The organism is Mesorhizobium sp. M1050 (assembly GCF_040318715.1).
Lineage (GTDB): Bacteria > Pseudomonadota > Alphaproteobacteria > Rhizobiales > Rhizobiaceae > Mesorhizobium.
In genome coordinates this window covers 1-14,165 of record NZ_JAMYMV010000047.1, presented here as the reverse complement: position 1 = coordinate 14,165, position 14,165 = coordinate 1, and the positions used below count along the sequence as shown (strand labels likewise).

General features: G+C 58.9%; 13 protein-coding genes and 1 pseudogene. 5 read left to right on the top strand and 9 right to left on the bottom strand.

Features of this window, described 5'->3' with window-relative positions:
- The first annotated feature begins 35 nt into the window (after positions 1-35).
- On the top strand, positions 36-1,103 hold the full coding sequence (locus NKH57_RS22955; protein WP_023757810.1) for a BMP family ABC transporter substrate-binding protein: 1,068 nt from the start codon (positions 36-38) through the stop codon (positions 1,101-1,103).
- A 137-nt stretch (positions 1,104-1,240) separates the two neighbouring features.
- Here the strand turns inward: NKH57_RS22955 and NKH57_RS22950 are convergent, their stop codons facing one another.
- The 9 genes from NKH57_RS22950 to NKH57_RS22910 all read right to left on the bottom strand — a co-directional run bounded on the left by NKH57_RS22950 (position 1,241) and on the right by NKH57_RS22910 (position 9,243).
- Positions 1,241-1,738, bottom strand: a complete 498-nt coding sequence (locus NKH57_RS22950; protein ID WP_352947524.1) for a GNAT family N-acetyltransferase — start codon at positions 1,736-1,738, stop codon at positions 1,241-1,243.
- Positions 1,686-2,801, bottom strand: coding sequence for an acyltransferase family protein (locus NKH57_RS22945; protein WP_023757812.1), 1,116 nt, complete (start codon positions 2,799-2,801; stop codon positions 1,686-1,688). Before NKH57_RS22945 ends, NKH57_RS22950 begins: the two co-directional genes overlap by 53 nt.
- 96 nt (positions 2,802-2,897) lie before the next feature.
- Positions 2,898-4,211 carry a 30S ribosomal protein S12 methylthiotransferase RimO gene (gene rimO / locus NKH57_RS22940; protein WP_023757813.1) on the bottom strand — a complete coding sequence of 438 codons (1,314 nt, stop codon included), beginning with the start codon at positions 4,209-4,211 and terminating at the stop codon, positions 2,898-2,900.
- A gap of 139 nt (positions 4,212-4,350) precedes the next feature.
- Positions 4,351-5,010 carry a TerC family protein gene (locus NKH57_RS22935; RefSeq protein WP_023757814.1) on the bottom strand — a complete coding sequence of 220 codons (660 nt, stop codon included), beginning with the start codon at positions 5,008-5,010 and terminating at the stop codon, positions 4,351-4,353.
- 182 nt (positions 5,011-5,192) lie between these two features.
- A complete protein-coding gene (locus tag NKH57_RS22930) occupies positions 5,193-5,600 on the bottom strand; it encodes a DUF930 domain-containing protein (protein ID WP_032907007.1) in 408 nt (135 codons plus the stop codon).
- 92 nt (positions 5,601-5,692) lie between these two features.
- Complete coding sequence (locus NKH57_RS22925; protein ID WP_023757816.1) at positions 5,693-6,352, bottom strand: DUF2161 domain-containing phosphodiesterase; 660 nt, start codon at positions 6,350-6,352, stop codon at positions 5,693-5,695.
- Between the two features lie 102 nt (positions 6,353-6,454).
- The gene (locus NKH57_RS22920) at positions 6,455-7,261 is read right to left on the bottom strand and encodes an alpha/beta fold hydrolase (RefSeq protein WP_352947520.1); all 807 of its coding nucleotides are present in this window, start codon (positions 7,259-7,261) and stop codon (positions 6,455-6,457) included.
- A 123-nt stretch (positions 7,262-7,384) separates the two neighbouring features.
- On the bottom strand, positions 7,385-8,182 hold the full coding sequence (locus tag NKH57_RS22915) for a sterol desaturase family protein (protein WP_352947518.1): 798 nt from the start codon (positions 8,180-8,182) through the stop codon (positions 7,385-7,387).
- Between the two features lie 164 nt (positions 8,183-8,346).
- Positions 8,347-9,243, bottom strand: coding sequence for a class I SAM-dependent methyltransferase (locus NKH57_RS22910; protein ID WP_352947515.1), 897 nt, complete (start codon positions 9,241-9,243; stop codon positions 8,347-8,349).
- Between the two features lie 179 nt (positions 9,244-9,422).
- Between NKH57_RS22910 and NKH57_RS22905 the strand changes: the two genes are divergently transcribed.
- From NKH57_RS22905 to NKH57_RS22890, 4 genes and pseudogenes are all read left to right on the top strand, one after another.
- Positions 9,423-10,181 (top strand): TylF/MycF/NovP-related O-methyltransferase, encoded by a 759-nt coding sequence (locus tag NKH57_RS22905; RefSeq protein ID WP_023757820.1) that lies wholly within the window; start codon positions 9,423-9,425, stop codon positions 10,179-10,181.
- Positions 10,182-10,194: 13 nt separating this feature from the next.
- Positions 10,195-12,228 (top strand): glycosyltransferase, encoded by a 2,034-nt coding sequence (locus NKH57_RS22900; RefSeq protein ID WP_050589480.1) that lies wholly within the window; start codon positions 10,195-10,197, stop codon positions 12,226-12,228.
- The gene (locus NKH57_RS22895) at positions 12,225-12,875 is read left to right on the top strand and encodes a class I SAM-dependent methyltransferase (protein WP_032907009.1); all 651 of its coding nucleotides are present in this window, start codon (positions 12,225-12,227) and stop codon (positions 12,873-12,875) included. The genes NKH57_RS22900 and NKH57_RS22895 overlap by 4 nt, the downstream gene beginning before the upstream one ends.
- 220 nt (positions 12,876-13,095) lie before the next feature.
- Positions 13,096-14,049 (top strand): annotated as a pseudogene (locus NKH57_RS22890) (IS630 family transposase).
- Positions 14,050-14,165 lie beyond the last annotated feature (116 nt).

The following is a 14,165-nucleotide window of genomic DNA, read 5'->3' as shown; positions in this document are numbered from 1 at the left end:
GGAAGCTCCAAGGCTTAACTCAGAGAGGTAACACAATGAAAAAACTGCTTATTGCCCTGATGACAACGACCGCCGCCCTATCGCTGGCGGCAACCGCCGAGGCTGCGGACAAGCTAAAGGCGTGCTGGGTCTATACCGGTCCTATCGGCGACTTCGGCTATTCCTACCAGCATGATCAGGGCCGTCTCGAGGTGGAGAAGGCGCTGGGCGACAAGGTCGAGACCGCTTACCTTGAAAACGTCTCCGAAGGCCCCGATGCCGACCGTGCTTTCGAGCGTCTGGCGCGCGAAGGCTGCAAGCTGATCTTCGGCACATCGTTCGGCTTCATGGACGCCGAAGTGAAGGTTGCCAAGAAATTCCCAAAGGTGATGTTCGAGCATGCGACCGGCTACAAGACCGGCGACAATCTCGGCATTTACAATGCGCGGTTCTACGAAGGCCGCTATGTGCTTGGCCAGATCGCCGCCAAGGAATCCAAGTCCGGCGTCGCCGGTTACATCGTTTCATTCCCGATTCCCGAAGTGGTGATGGGCATCAACTCCTTCATGCTCGGCGCACAGTCGATCAACCCGAACTTCAAGGCCAAGATCGTCTGGGTGAACTCGTGGTTCGATCCGGGCAAGGAAGCCGATGCCGCCAAGGCGCTGTTCGACCAAGGCGCCGACATCATCGTCCAACACACCGATTCGACCGCTGCCCTGCAGGTGGCCGAGGAGCGCAAGCTGCACGGGTTCGGCCAGTCCTCCGACATGATCAAGTTCGCGCCGAACGCGCAACTTACCGCGCTGACCGACGAATGGGGTCCGTACTATATCAGCCGGGTCCAGGCAGCCCTCGACGGCACCTGGAAGCCCGACAATGTCTGGCTCGGCATCAAGGATGGCGCGGTCAAGCTCGCGCCTTTCACCAACATGCCCGACGACGTGAAGGCGATGGCGGAAGCCACCGAAAAGAAGATCGCCGGCGGCTGGAACCCCTTCACCGGACCGATCGCCAAGCAGGACGGCACGCCGTGGCTGAAGGATGGCGAAGTCGCCGATGACGGCACGCTGCTCGGCATGAACTTCTATGTGAAGGGTGTCGACGACAAGCTGCCGCAGTAAGCAGCGAGCGATACAAATGAGGAGGGCGCCGCGAGGCGCCCTTTTTCATTCGGCAAGTTGTGCCCCGGCTTGTGTGTGACGAAATCTCGCGAGCCCGACATAGAAGGGGTCGGTTCCGGTAGGGGGCGAAATGGGGTTCACTTCGACACGAGCGGTTTGCTCATGTTGATTCCGGTTACCCGAAAGCCCGTGGCTTCATAAACATGCCTGGCGCGTTTGTTATCATCAGCCACTCGGAGCTTTATTTGTTGAAAACCTTTGCGTTTCAGGTCGTTTTCAAGAACTTCTAAGGCCCGCTTACCGAGGCCTTGACCCTGATAGGCAGGAAAGATGTGAAAATCACTGATGAATGCCGCGCGCATCGTCGGATCCTGTTTGTACCATAGGTACCCAATAAGCCTTTCAGGGGTTCCGGTCGGATCGACCAGGCACAGCAAGACGTGCCCGGTCGTATCGACGCCGTCAGGTAAGTCAGATGCGATTTCCTGTCTCGCTTGTGCAAGAGACTCATTATCGGAAAGCCGGTAGTTCGAGGCGATCTCGGATGCGTAGTCAGGAATAAAATCATGAAGTTTTTTGCGCTCAACACGATCTAGCTTCGTCCCGGAGCCCGTCTCTTTGAATATCGCGGCCACGTCGTAACCGATCGACCGCGAGGCCGAGCCAGATCCTGAGCAGCCGCTGAGCCGGTCGTTCGCACGTTCGCCAGATCAGCCATGAAACAACCAGCATGAGCGCGATGCAGCCGAGGGCGGCAAACCATTTGCCGATCAGGGGTGCAGCGGCATTGATCGCGAGATAACCGATCTTCTGATGCAGCAGATAGAGTGGGTAGGTCAGGCCGCCCAGCGCCAGGGTGAGCGCCGACGGCCTGACACGGTTGCGCAACAGCACCGCGCCGATCAAGGCCGCGTGCATGACGACATTGGCGAGGACGAGATTGGCCGATGTAACTGCGATGCCGTAGTGGCCCTGCATCCAGCGCTGCGTCACCGACAGTGTGCCGCAGGACATCAGGAATGATGCGACAAGCAGCAGCAAAGCCGGTAGTGAACGGCCGTGTGCGTGGATGTGATGAAACACCACGCCAGCGGCGAAGAACGGTCCGAACTCGGTGATGAACAGCAGCCTTGCCGCGCCGCTGCCTACGAAAAACTCGTTCAACGCCGACACCGCCAGCCAGACGAAAATCAGCTCTAGCTTGCGTTTCTGGAAGAGCCCGGTGAAAAGCGCCAGCGTCACCCAACCGTAGAAAACCAGCTCAAGCACAATCGACCAATACACGCCGTCCATGAAGGGTTGGCCGAGGGCCGGTGCGAACATCGACAGATTGGCGGCATACTGACTGAAAGAGGCTGGAATCAGTGGTGTGCCGGCAAGGATGACCATCGTGAAGGTGAGCGTCATGCAGAGCAGGAAGCCAGGATAAAGGCGAACGAAACGTGCGACCGCAAACTCGCCCCATCTGCGGTTTTCCGCCGACCAGGCAATGACGAAACCGCTGATCAGAAAGAACAGATTGACGCCGAGATAGCCGTAGAGGGCGAACGGCGCTGCAAGCGGATAACCCTCGGCAAGAAAGCCTTCGGCGGCCGCGCCGCGAAAGAAATAGTGAAAGAGCACGACAGCAAGTGCTGCCGCCAGCCTGAGCAGGTCCAGCGTCGCGATATAATCCTGCCCCGAAGGTTTGGCGTCCATCCGCGTTCCGTATTTATAGTACGGAAACTCTACTGCGGATCGCGGTTGGACGGGTTAAGGGCCCCAACTATCGCCGGATGTAGTAAATAGCGCCCGTCAAACCGCCGAACCATAGAGGTCATAAGCATCGGCGCGGTCGATCTTGACGGTGACGATGTCACCTTGACGCAGCGGACGGCGCGACTGGATGTGCACGGAGCCGTCGATCTCGGGCGCGTCGTATTTGGTGCGGCCCTTCGCCGATGTGCCGTGCGCCTCGTCGATCAGCACCGGCAAGCGCTTGCCGACCTTTTTGGCTAGCTGCGCCGCTGAAATCTTCTGCTGGCGCTGCATGAAGCGGTGCCAGCGCGCCTCCTTGATTTCCTGCGGGACCTGTTCGAGGCCGAGCTCGTTGGAGCGGGCGCCCCGGACCGGCTCGTATTTGAAGCAGCCGGCGCGATCGATCTTGGCCTCGTCGAGCCAGTCAAGCAGCATCTGGAAATCGTCGTCGGTCTCGCCGGGAAAGCCGACGATGAAGGTCGAGCGGATGGCGAGATCCGGGCAGATCTCGCGCCAGCCGCGGATGCGCTCCAGCGTCTTTTCGCCATGTGCCGGCCGGCGCATGTTCTTCAGCACCTGCGGCGAAGCGTGCTGGAACGGAATATCGAGATAGGGGAGGATCTTGCCATCGGCCATCAGCGGGATGACGTCGGCGACATGCGGGTAGGGGTAGACATAGTGCATGCGCACCCAGATGCCGAGCTTGCCCAGTTCCTCGGAAAGGTCGAGGAACTTAGCGCGCACTTCGCGGTCGCCGAACATGCTGGCCTGGTACTTGATGTCGATGCCGTAGGCGCTGGTGTCCTGCGAGATGACCAGGAGTTCCTTGACGCCGGCCTTGGCCAGTTTCTCGGCTTCGCGCAGCACATCGGCCGCCGGCCGCGAGACGAGGTCGCCACGCAACGCGGGAATGATGCAGAAGGTGCAGCGGTTGTTGCAGCCTTCGGAAATCTTGAGATAGGCGTAGTGGCGCGGCGTCAGCTTGACGCCTTGCGGCGGCAAGAGATCGATGTAGGGGTCGTGCGAAGGCGGCGAGGCCTCATGCACGGCGGCCATGACGCTCTCATAGGCCTGCGGTCCGGTTATCGCCAGCACATTGGGGTGCTTCTCGCGAATGACGTCGGGCTCGGCACCGAGGCAGCCGGTGACGATGACCCTGCCGTTTTCCGAAAGCGCTGAGCCGATGGCATTGAGCGACTCGTCGCGGGCGGAATCGAGAAACCCGCAAGTGTTGACGACGACAAGGTCGGCACCGTCATGCTTGCGTGCGATCTCGTAGCCTTCGGCGCGCAAGCGCGTGATGATACGCTCCGAATCCACCAGCGCCTTCGGGCATCCAAGACTGACAAAACTCACGCGGGGAGCGGACATATAGGTTTTCCGGGCTTTCAGGATTGCCGGCGCAGTACCACACTTATTACGGCAATGGTATGGGCACGCCTGCGATGCGGCAAAACGCACGGCGTTTGCACTGCGGAGCTTTCGGTCGAAGACGCGGCGGACAGCCGCCTCAGCTGACCGCGCCGTTTATATGCGGCCAGACTTCCACCGCCCCGCGATAGACCATGTCCACCGCCACATAGAGGATGATCAACAGGCCGACATAGGCGATCCAGCGGTGGCGATGCAGCAGCTTGGCAATGAAAGTCGCGGCGAGGCCCATCAGCGCGATCGACAGCACGAGACCTATGACCAGCACAGGGAAATGGTCGCGCGCAGCACCCGCGACCGCCAGCACATTGTCGAGCGACATCGACACGTCGGCGACGACAATCTGCAAGGCTGCCTGGCCGAGCGTCTTGCGCTTCGCCTTTCCGGCCACCGCCTTGTCGCTGTTGAGATCGAGGTTCGACAGCGCCTCGGTCGCTTCCAGCTCATCGGCTTGGGATGTGCGCAGCTCGCGGTACATCTTCCAGCAGACCCACAGCAGCAGGATACCGCCGGCCAGCAGCAGACCTACGATCGCCAGCAGTTTGACGGTAACCGCGGCAAAACCGATGCGCAGCACGGTTGCCGCCAGCACACCGATGAGGATCGCATTCTTGCGTTGTTCGGCCGGCAGGCCGGCTGCGGCGAGGCCGATGACGATCGCATTGTCGCCGGCAAGCACAAGGTCGATGGCTATGACCTGCAGCAGGGCCGTCAGGCTGGCAGCGCTGAAAATGTCCATCGACCGGAAGCCCTTGCTGATTTGCCGAGTGATCCTCGATTATCCCGAGGGCCTAACTTGGCGGTCCCTTGGCGTCAAGGGATCGCTCGTGGCGACATCACCGAAGCATCGTTACGTCAAATCTGGATCAGAGGCTCCGCGGCACTCGTCGATAGCTGGGCAAAACCATGGCCGATCACAAATCAATCGTAGAGATTATATTTGGCCCAATCGGCTTCCGGTATCTCGTCGCCGATCCGGTAGCGCAGTTGCAAAACTTCCATATGGTCGGGCGCCGTCTCGCACTTGAATTTCAGCCGGTACCATTGCCCGTTGCTCCGAAACGCAGCGCCCGGGCTTTTGATTGCATCAGCGTCCATCTCGGGTGTCGCGAAGGCGTAGGCGACGACGCGATCGGCTTTGAACTTGCGGTCATCGTGGGTGATCCGGTCGAGCACTTCGGCGTCACAACGCTGTTCAAGACGGGTCTGGAGATCGAGTTTCAACAGGCCTGCGCGCAATGCACTGTCCATTGCGCTGGCCGGAAAACTCAATGTCACAGACGCCAAGGCGATCATGCAGAGCTTCTTCATGGGCGGGACAAGCACCATATTTTGTCGGAGGAATCAACCAAGGGACCACCTTGGACCCCGCAGGCATGATCAATCAAATGCTCGATGCGTTCAAAATTGCGTGTCGGGATTCATCGTGCGCCCTGTGGCCAACGGACCAGCGAAGCACGGCCGGCATCCGTGAGATCGTAGAGGCCGCGGTCGACGCGCGCGAACCAGCCGTAGACATTGTGCTGCAGGATTTTCGGCGCGATCGGCGTCAGCGCCTTCAGGTCGCGCGGCCGCTTGGGTCCGTCCACCATGGCGGCAGCGCAGGCGAGGGCGCTTTGCCGGTAGGCCGTCATGATCGGATTGCGCGATCCCCCTCCCGCAACGGGATCGCCGCGACGGCGCTGGTGCTCGTCGACCAGGCGGGAGCGCCGGCGCGCATTCTTGCGCGGCGCCTGCGCGATCGGACTGAGAAGCACTTCAACGCGGTCGGTCGCGGTCACGCCAAGCAGGCCGAAGCCAAGGCGGCGGCAGAGATTGCGAAACCGTGCATCGCTTTCGCGGCCCTTGCCCCGGGCCGACATGCGCGCGGCCAGCCAGACCTCGTCGCAGGCCGCAGCACGATCGACACCTTGCAGCACCAGCTCGAGATTGAACTGCAGCTTCAGTTCGCAGATGACGACGACGGGCGGCTCACCCTCGCGCAGTGCGACGATGTCGCAGCCGCCGATCTCGCCTTTGACGACAAAGTCGAGGCTTTCGAGGAACAGCTTCACCGGCGCATAGAGTGACGTCTCGTTCATGCCGCGAAGGTCTAGCCGATTCGACGCGAAAAGCCTCCCGCGGTGCGATCGTCCAACGCCACGTCGCCAGCACCCGGGCTGGAAATGCAGCGTCCTGCGTCCTCAAGAATGAACTTTTTCGAGGAAAGCCAGCAGAACGCTGTTGAATTGCTCAGGCCGCTGCAACGGGGCAAAATGGCTTACGCCGGACAGGATGATCAGCTCGGACGCCGGGATGCAGCGGGCGAGATAATCGGCGTGCTCGTGTTTGATGAACTCGTCATGCTCGCTTTGAACGATCGCCACAGGCACGCGTATTTGTGCCAGGTCGGCCGCGGAATAGTTGGGTTCGGTCTTCATCATCAGGCCTACGGCATCAACAAATGCAGCGAACCGGTCCGGCGTAGCCGACAATGCGGCATAGTCCTTGACGTGCCGGCCGAAACACCGGTCGAGAACCGGGCTTGGCTCGATTTCCTTCGTGCCGCTGGGATCCATGTTGCAGCCGAAGAAGAATACACCCGCGATGCGATCCGCGGCCATCATGCCTAGGATCAAAGCGACGCATGCGCCGTCGCTCCAGCCCACCACAGCCGCCTTCTTCAGCTCCAGACGGTCCATCACGGCCAGAACGTCGGAGGCCATCAGTTCGTATTTGCACGGCCGCTCATCGCGCGTGCTGCGCCCGTGGCCCCGGCTGTCGATCACCACGACGCGGTGGCCGGCCCCGACCAATGCCGGAACCTGGAATCCCCAATTGCCGCTGTGGCCGAGGCCGCCATGCAACAAAATCACGGGAGAGCCTGTCCCATAAGTCGCGTACCAGATTTCCGCACCTTCGTGCTCCACCTGGCCTTCGTTACTTGCGGCCGGAAGAGGGGCAGCGCCATACGCTTCGAATTTCTGAAGGTCGCCGTCGTGGTATTCCATGCTGAAAGGTCTCAAGGCAAACGGGAAAAACCCGCAATAACCGCTGGCGCGGCATTGCGCTCTCGCGAGTTTTACCTGTGCTTCCCGAGTTGACAAGCGCCCTGACGTGACAACCCATCGATGTCAGGCTTCGGTGCGCGGCGCTTGTCGGTTCGACAGCTTCCTGCGGGGAAGGAACGGATAGCCGGTCTGACCGATATAGGTCGAGGGGATTGGATCGTCGACGCCGTACTTCTCCGGCACTTTGTCCCCGGTGGCATTATAGGTGCCGAACATGACGTCGAGGAAAGGCAGCTGCCCGGCGAAATTCTTGTCATAGGCTTCGCGCTGGTTGGCATGGTGCCAGCGATGGAACTGCGGGCTGGCGATCAGCCACTTCAAGGCGCCGAAAGGAATCCGCACGTTTGAATGAACAAGCATTGTGTGGCCGAAGTAGATCATCGAAAAAACGGCGATCGAGGCATCGGAAAACCCAAGGAAATAGACCGGCGTCAGCGATATCGCTTTGGTGACAATGATGTCGACCGGGTGATTGTGGAAAGCCCCAAGCCAGTCCAGTTCCTCGATGCCGTGGTGAACTGCGTGGAATTTCCAAAGCGCGGGGATTTTATGGAAAGCCCTATGTGCCCAATAGACGCCGATATCGGTGATCAGGATGATTTCCGCAACCTGCAGCCAGACGCGCTGGCCACTGACGGCTTGGGTTATCGATTGCGGGACAAGGATCGCAGCGAAGCCGAGGACACCGGCCGCCATCATGGCCATGGCCATCTTTATGAAGAAGCCGTTGAACAGCATGTAGATCAGATCGACGATCAGGCCCTTGCGGAAAACCTTCTGCGGCCGCTCGGCAAACAGGTTCTCGAACGGAATGAAGATCAGCGCGCAGATCAACAGTGCCTTGATGCCAAAGATATCCATTCATTCGCCCCAGCGCGCCGCCTGCGCCTCTGAGAAGAACCACATCTCCCCTTTCCAAAGGCTAAAGGTTCTGTGTTCGCGCAGAGGCAAAACGCAAACGCAAACCGTGAGCATGAAATCATTATTAAATTATTGATTTTATTTGTATTTATGTGACCATCATGTCAGGGCGCAAAGCCGCGCTTGATGCAATCGACCAGCGCCCTTGCCGGGGCGGATGCGCGCCAGGTCGTGCTAGATATCAAGGCGTCCAGGCGGGTCTGTGCGTCCAGGCTCGCCTTTTGCGCACGTTCAATTTCCTCGGCCTGCTGCGAATTCTCAGAACGCAGGCGCTCAAGTTCAGCATGGATTTTGGGCGAGTGCACGCTGGCTATATGAGACCATAGCTGCCGTTGTGATCGGTCCAAGTAACTCTGCCGATCCAATGCGTGAGGCTGAAGCTGATTCTGGACTGCAGATGCGAGCTTCCCGAGACCCATAACGGCCACCGTGTCCGGCAGGAACACCGTCTCATGGGTGATACCTAGATGATCGAGGAAGCGTTCCGCATTGACAATAGCGTCCGCGATCAGGTTGGCGTCGTGGAAGGAAATAATGCACTCCGATTTCATAAGCGGTAAAACACCGACAAAGTCCGAAAAACAGGCCGTGTTCGTGTGTTCTCCGTCGATCAGCGCGAGCGTGGCCCTGGGCTCGATCACCTCGGGCCGCACATCGGAGACATCTAGGTCAACTGTGATAAGTTTAGCCATTTCGGTGGGGGGAACCCAATCCGAAAGCACGGCGATCATCCGAGCCGCCGAGTTTTCAGGATAGTGAAAGACCTGTGCACGCTCGTCAGGCTGCGTCGCGGGTCGCGGGTCGACCGATATCGCAGCCTCGCAGGCTGGATCGAGCAGGTGTGGGAACAGGCTACCGCCGATATGTGAACCAACCTCAAGGTAGACATAATGGCCGAGCACCGAACGAGCAAAGTTCTGCACGCGCAGGAAACTCGTTCGGTCACAGAGGGTGCTCTCGGTTTTGACTTGGAAAATAGCAATGTCGAGCGTCTCGATCATGCCTATCGCTTGATCTGCGGTTGGCATTGGGTAGCTCCCTGGATTACTGGGTTGCAGCTCGCTTGCACGGGCAATTGGTTAGACCGTCGCAAAAAATGACTGTAGCTCAGTTGCACTTTGGCTCGAAGTCCGCAACAGCATATTCAATTCGAAAAACGTGACGCCTTGAAGGGTCGACTATGAACCGCCTCTATACAGATCTTCTTATCAAGGTCATTGCCAATACGATTTACGGCTCCGCTTCGCAGGTGATCGATCCCTCGAAAATGGGAGAGACGACCCCCTTCAATCGCGAAGATCGTCTCCTGGGCCGCGATTGGCCGGCGGTTGCCCATTCCATGGCGGGCATAAAACGCTTGACGAATGTGCGTGACCTTGTCCAGCGAGTCATCGATGAGAATGTGCCAGGAGATCTCATCGAAACCGGCGTCTGGCGAGGTGGCTGCTGTATCCTCATGAGGGGAGTGTTGGCTGCCAATGAGGTCAAGAACAGGAAGATCTATGTTGCCGACTCGTTCGACGGTTTGCCACCGCCGGATGCCGGGAATTTTCCAGCCGACAGTGGTGACCGGCTACACGAATACCGCCAATTGGCGATCGATCAGGCGCAGGTTGAATCCAACTTTGCCGCCTACGACCTTTTGGATGACCAGGTGGTCTTCGTCAAAGGCCTGTTTGGTGACACCTTGCCTGAGCGGGTGGCGGGTCCATTAGCTCTCATCCGTCTGGACGGCGACATGTACGAGTCGACAATGGATAGCCTTGAGGCGCTTTATCCGAGGTTGTCGCCCGGCGGGTTCGCGATCATCGACGACCTTGCGCATCCACCATGCCGGCAGGCGGTCGATGACTATCGCGCATGCAACGCCATCGAAGCCGAGGTACACGAGATAGACTGGACCGGCGGTTGGTGGCAAAAGCCAGTCACCGGCAATTAAGCACGGAAGCGCGATGAAACAGAACCACGTGTCCGTCGTTGTTGTCGCGTACAACATTCCCCGAGAACTGCCCCGAACTTTACTTTCGCTTGCGTCGCCCTACCAGCAAGGCGTGACATCGGATGACTACGAGGTCATTGTCGTCGACAACGGATCGTCACCGGCCATCAGCGAGAGCCTGGTCGCGGAATATGGGCCGAACTTTCGCCTGCTGCGCATCGATGATGCATCACCTTCGCCAGCGGCCGCCGTCAACCGCGGAATCAAGGCGGCCAGGGGTGACAAAATCGGCATGATGATTGACGGCGCGCGCATCGTGACGCCCGGTTTGGTGCATTTCGCACGCATCGGCGTGGATATGGCCCCAACGGCGGTCGTGGCAGCGCCCGGCTGGTATCTTGGAAGTGATGTCCAGGTGAATGCGCCTGGGAACGGTTATACAAGGGCCATCGAGGATTCGCTTTTGCAATCAATCCGATGGCCGGATGATGGATATCGGCTGTTCGAGATCGGGACGATGGATGAATCGTCGGTGGATCCGTGGTTTTCGCCTATAGCCGAAGCGAATGCCCTTTTCATGCACCGGGAGAGCTGGCATGCCATCCATGGCGTGGACGAACGCTTCAGCTATCCGGGAGGTGGCCTCGTCAACCTCGACACTCTGGAACGTGCAATGAAGCTGCCGCAGGCAAGGCTCATCCTCACGCTGGGAGAGGCAACATTTCACCAATTGCACGGCGGTGTCTCTACCAATGCAAGCGTCGAGATGCAACCAAAAAACTGGCCCCTCTGGAAAGCCGAACGGGATGCATTGAGAGGGCCAGGGGATCTTCTCCTACACATCCCCTCGGCGTTCGTGGGAACCTTGCCTGCGTCGCTGCTTCCGCACTTTGCCCGTGCCATGATTGCGTCTCCGCACGGCGTCGCACCGGCCACGGCCGCCGGCTTCAGGGCGCAATTAAAGCCATCGGACGAGCCCGCTCCAACGAACCGGACTTCGGCGGCACTCGTCACGTTGGCCAATGTCCAATTCGAGCGCGGAAACTACAAGGCGGCGGCAGACATCGTTCGCCTGGCAAGCAGCCATGCACCCGCCGATCTTGCAGCGTCGCGACTTCTTTTGTCCGCCGGCGTTCTTTCACGGAGCAGCCACGCACGAGATGCCACCTACTTTATGGCGATCGGCGATGCACACCGCGCCATCGGTGCGAACGAGACGGCTGAAGTTCAATACCGCAACGCGCTAGCGCTTGCCGCTGATAGCGTGGACGCCCATATCGGGTTGGCCAGCATACGGATGTCGGGACCCTCTTACTACGATTGGCTGGAGCGTCTCTACGCAGAACTGAAGCCCGCTGTCGTGGTTGAGATAGGGGTCTATGACGGCGTATCGCTTTCCAAGATCAAGGCTCCGTCCCTTGCAATAGGCATCGATCCAAATCCACGTGCCACAGTGGCGCTCGGCGCGGAGACGCACATTTTTCCTGAGACGAGCGACGCCTTCTTTGATCGTGGCGCTGCAGACCTGCTGCTTGGCAGCCGCCGGGTTGGTGTCGGGTTCATCGACGGGCTACACACCTTCGTCCAGGTGCTGCGCGATTTTGCGAACCTTGAACGCTACTGCGACGCCAGTTCGGTTCTGCTCGTACATGACACAGCGCCGCTAGACGACGCGACGCAAAGGGTGCCGCCAACAACGCAATTCCACACCGGCGATGTGTGGAAATTGGTTCCAGCGCTCAAGACGCTTCGCCCGGATCTCGACGTGTTCACCATTGCCGCGCCCTGGACCGGCCTCAGCGTCATATCCGGCTTTGGTAAGGACAAATACGATCGTTCATGGATCGTCGATGCGGTCAAACGCTTCGCAAATATGGAATTTGTTGAGATCCAGCCAAGCCTCGACGAATCCCTTTGCATGGTCGCAAATGAATGGGAGCCCGTGTTTGCGCGGCTCAGAGCCAACCTCGTCGGCAAAGGGCGTGACAGTCACAATCAAAGCAGCTGGCGGCGGCAAGTTGCGAGGCTGAGGAGAAGACTGCGGTGAGCGGGTTCTTGCACAAGTACTTTTTGAACAACAGTGGCAAGGAGATGTACAAATGGCTGCACTATTTCGACGTTTATGAACGTCATTTCGAACGGTTCCGGAACCAACGGCCAATCGTTGTTGAAATCGGCGTCTATAAGGGAGGTTCTCTTGAGATGTGGCGCGCATATTTCGGCGAGGGTGCGCGAATTGTTGGCATCGATATCGATCCTACATGCAAGGTACACGAATCCGATGGAATAGAGGTCTTCATTGGGAGTCAAGATGATCCGCAACTTCTCGATCGGATCGTTGAAAAGTATGGCCCTATCGACATCGTCATCGATGACGGAAGCCACATGATGGATCATGTCATCGCGACATTCGAGCATCTCTACCATCACGTACAGCCGAACGGGGTCTATTTCGTCGAGGACACACACACAAGCTATTGGGATGATTACGGTGGCGGACTGCGCAAGGTAGGTTCGTTCATGGAATTCGCCAAGGGAAAGCTCGACGAGATCAACGCACATCACGCACGCGGCGTCCTCGCGGCGAGTGCTTTCACCCACACAACAGACGCGATCTGTGTCTATGACAGCATTGTCGTCTTTGAAAAACGGCCGCAGGGCAGACGTCAGTCTCTCTTGACCGGTCAGGGATAGATCTATTCCGGGCAGGATTTCCGAGTTGGGCTTATCTGGTCGACGAAACTGGCATGGGGAGGAACCGAAACGGTGCGGAAGCCGTCGCATGGAGTATCCGCGTAAGCATTTGTCTTTAAATGATCTTATCTGAGCTAGAGCGTCGGACGTTCAGTTTGAATCGCGAGGGATTCCAGTGAGGCGTGGTTCATGATTCACTTCCTGTAGGAGGTGATTTGCCATGCCCAAGCCCTATTCGCTCGATTTGCGTGAACGTGTTGTGCGGTTTGTCGAGGCTGGCCACTCGCGGCGTGCGGCGGCGGCACATTTTGGGGTGTCGGTTTCGTTTGTCGTGATCCTGATGAGGAACTATCGAAAGACCGAGAGCCTTGCGCCCAAGGCCAGCGGTGGCCGCCGCCATTCCAAGCTCGACCCGCATCGAGCGTTCCTGCTTGGCCCTGTGGCCGAGAAGGATGACATCACCATGCCGGAGCTTGCCGCCGACTGGCCGCTGCTACAGACGTCCAGGTCGCTCCTGCCTCGATCTCGCGCTGGCTCATCAGGAATGGCTATCGCTAAAAAAAAACGCTGCTGGCCAGCGAGCAAGATCGTCCCGACGTCAGCAAGGCGCGGCAGGAGTGGCAGACCAGGCGTCAGCCGCGGATGCGGCTTAAGCCACATCGGCTGGTGTTCATCGACGAAACCGGGACCACTACGAAGATGACACGTCTGCGCGGCCGCTGCCTAAAGGGCCATCGGCTGCGCTCAAAGGCACCGTTCGGGCATTGGAAGACGCAGACCTTCATCGCCGGGTTGCGCTGTCATGGGCTCACGGCCCCTTTTGGTATCGACATGCCGATGAACCGGCGCATCTTCGAAACCTATGTCGAAACGCAGCTCGCTCCGACGCTGGCAAAGGGCGATGTCGTCATCCTCGACAATCTCGCTGCCCACAAGAGCCCGGCCGCCGAGGCAGCGATCCGGGCCAGAGGCGCATGGCTGCTCTTCCTGCCGCCCTACAGCCCAGATCTCAATCCCATCGAAATGGGCATTCGCCAAGCTCAAGGCGCACCTGCGCGCAAAGGCCATCAGAACCATCGACGCCCTGTGGCAGGCCATTGGCGATATCTGCAATCTCTTCTCTCCAACAGAATGCAGAAATTACTTCGCAGCCGCAGGGTATGGACTCACATGAAAGTCCGCCGCTCTAGTTGTGAGCTTTCAAGGGTTGTCCATTCGGACCGGACCGAGGAGACTGGAGTTACCAAGCCGCAGCACTCCCGGGTGGGTCCTATTGGACAACCCTCTGAA

Bases quoted from the DNA above. Each gene is read 5' to 3' on its own strand.
- NKH57_RS22910 (WP_352947515.1), bottom strand. From the start codon at position 9,243: ATGATCGAGACGCTCGACATTGCTATTTTCCAAGTCAAAACCGAGAGC.
- NKH57_RS22930 (WP_032907007.1), bottom strand. From the start codon at position 5,600: ATGGTGCTTGTCCCGCCCATGAAGAAGCTCTGCATGATCGCCTTGGCG.
- NKH57_RS22955 (WP_023757810.1), top strand. From the start codon at position 36: ATGAAAAAACTGCTTATTGCCCTGATGACAACGACCGCCGCCCTATCG.
- NKH57_RS22905 (WP_023757820.1), top strand. From the start codon at position 9,423: ATGAACCGCCTCTATACAGATCTTCTTATCAAGGTCATTGCCAATACG.
- NKH57_RS22900 (WP_050589480.1), top strand. From the start codon at position 10,195: ATGAAACAGAACCACGTGTCCGTCGTTGTTGTCGCGTACAACATTCCC.
- NKH57_RS22920 (WP_352947520.1), bottom strand. From the start codon at position 7,261: ATGGAATACCACGACGGCGACCTTCAGAAATTCGAAGCGTATGGCGCT.
- NKH57_RS22925 (WP_023757816.1), bottom strand. From the start codon at position 6,352: ATGAACGAGACGTCACTCTATGCGCCGGTGAAGCTGTTCCTCGAAAGC.
- NKH57_RS22945 (WP_023757812.1), bottom strand. From the start codon at position 2,801: ATGGACGCCAAACCTTCGGGGCAGGATTATATCGCGACGCTGGACCTG.
- NKH57_RS22935 (WP_023757814.1), bottom strand. From the start codon at position 5,010: ATGGACATTTTCAGCGCTGCCAGCCTGACGGCCCTGCTGCAGGTCATA.
- NKH57_RS22915 (WP_352947518.1), bottom strand. From the start codon at position 8,182: ATGGATATCTTTGGCATCAAGGCACTGTTGATCTGCGCGCTGATCTTC.
- rimO (WP_023757813.1), bottom strand. From the start codon at position 4,211: ATGTCCGCTCCCCGCGTGAGTTTTGTCAGTCTTGGATGCCCGAAGGCG.